Raw genomic sequence first — 2,019 nt, 5'->3', positions numbered from 1 at the left:
CACGGCACCTTCGACGACGGCGCGAGCACGCGCAGCATGCAGCTGTGGGCGACGACGCACCGCGCGTGGCTGCTGGCCGGCATCGGCGCCGCCGGCGTGGCACTGGGCCTGAGGCAGTTGCGCAGACACTGAACACTTAACGAGGACACGACATGAGCAAATCCGTAGGCGACTTCTTCGTCGAACGCCTGTATGAATGGGGCGTCCGTACCATCTTCGGCTATCCCGGCGACGGCATCAACGGCGTGCTGGGCGCGCTGGACCGCGCGGAAGGCAAGATCCAGTTCATCCAGGTGCGGCACGAGGAAATGGCCGCGTTCATGGCCGCCGCGCACGCCAAGTTCACGGGCGAGCCGGGCGTGTGCCTGTCGACGGGCGGCCCCGGCGCGGCCCACCTCGTGACGGGCCTGTACGACGCCAAGTGCGACCACGTGCCGGTACTCGCCATCTGCGGCCAGGCGCCGACGACCGCGCGCGGCGCGCACTACCAGCAGGAGCTGAACCTGGACCGCCTGTTCCAGGACGTGGCGGATTACGTGTACGAGGCGAGCCAGCCGTCGCAGGTGCGCCACCTGCTCGACCGCGCCATGCGCACGGCGCTGGGCCGCAACGGCGTCAGCGTCCTCGTACTGCCGAACGACCTGCAGGAAAAGCCGTACGAAGACCCGCCGCGCAAGCACGGCTCGGTGTTCTCCGGCATCGGCTACACGAAGCCGCGCGTCGTTCCGTACGAGGCCGATCTCGTACGCGCGGCCGACGTGCTGAACGCGGGCAGCAAGGTCGCGATCCTCGTCGGCGCCGGCGCGCTGCAGGCGACCGACGAAGTCATCGCCGTGGCCGAGCGCCTGAAGGCCGGCTGCGCCAAGGCCCTGCTGGGCAAGGCCGCCCTGCCCGACCACCTGCCGTGGGTGACGGGCTCCATCGGCATCCTCGGCACGAAGGCCAGCTGGGAGATGATGAACGACTGCGACACCCTGCTGCTGGTCGGCACCGGCTTCCCGTACGCGGAATTCCTGCCGAAGGAAGGCAAGGCGCGCGCGGTGCAGATCGACATCGACCCGACGATGCTGAGCATACGCTTCCCGGCCGAGGTCAACCTGCACGGCGACAGCGCCGAGACCCTGCGCCTGCTGCTGCCGCTGCTGAAGGAAAAGACCGACACCGACTGGCGCGCGAAGGTCGAAAAGGAAGTGCGCGAGTCGTACCAGACGCTGGAAGAACGGGCACTGGCATCCGCGAACCCGATCAATCCGCAGCGCGTGTGCTACGAGCTGTCGCCGCTGCTGGCGCGCGACGCGATCGTCACGAGCGATTCCGGTTCCTGCGCGAACTGGTATGCGCGCGACCTCAAGGTGCAGCGGGGCCAGATGTATTCGCTGTCCGGCGGCCTCGCGTCGATGGGCGCGGCCGTGCCGTATGCGATCGCCGCCAAGTTCGCGCACCCGGACCGCCCCGTGATCGCGCTCGTCGGCGACGGCGCCATGCAGATGAATAACATGGCGGAGCTGATCACCGTGGCGAAGTACTGGAAGCGGTGGAAGGACCCGCGCTGGATCGTGTGCGTCTTCAACAACCAGGACCTGAACCAGGTGACGTGGGAACAGCGCGTCATGGAAGGCAATCCGAAATTCGAGGCGACGCAGCGGATCCCCGACGTCCCGTACCACCGCTTCGGCGAGTTGATCGGCCTGAAGGGCATCTTCTGCAACGATCCCGACCGGGTGGGCGAAGCGTGGCGCGAGGCGCTGGCGGCGGACCGTCCCGTCGTCCTCGAATTCAAGACGGACCCGGAAGTGCCGCCGCTGCCGTCGCACATCACGCTGGAGCAGGCCAGGCACTTCATGACGACGATCGCCAAGGGCGACCCGAGCGAAGGCTCGATGCTGGCCGGCGTGGCGAAGCAGGTGCTCAGCACCATCCTCCCCGGAGACAGGAAGTGAACACGGTGGCGCCCGCCCACGCGCGCTCCACGGCGCGGCCCGTCGCCGTTGCAGCAGCAATGCGCCCAGCGCTTGTACC

Annotated in this window: 1 protein-coding gene; it reads left to right on the top strand. The window is 68.2% G+C overall.

Features of this window, described 5'->3' with window-relative positions; all coding sequences use genetic code 11:
* Positions 1-152: 152 nt before the first annotated feature.
* Positions 153-1,940, top strand: a complete 1,788-nt coding sequence (locus tag ACEN88_RS30180; protein WP_413345640.1) for a thiamine pyrophosphate-requiring protein — start codon at positions 153-155, stop codon at positions 1,938-1,940.
* The last annotated feature ends 79 nt before the right edge of the window (positions 1,941-2,019 follow it).

The organism is Massilia sp. CT11-108 (assembly GCF_047302915.1).
In the GTDB taxonomy this organism is placed as follows: Bacteria; Pseudomonadota; Gammaproteobacteria; order Burkholderiales; family Burkholderiaceae_D; genus Telluria; species Telluria orientalis.
Note: the sequence above shows the minus strand (reverse complement) of the source record. Positions and strands in the feature narration are given on the sequence as shown.

Bases quoted from the DNA above. Each gene is read 5' to 3' on its own strand.
- ACEN88_RS30180 (WP_413345640.1), top strand. From the start codon at position 153: ATGAGCAAATCCGTAGGCGACTTCTTCGTCGAACGCCTGTATGAATGG.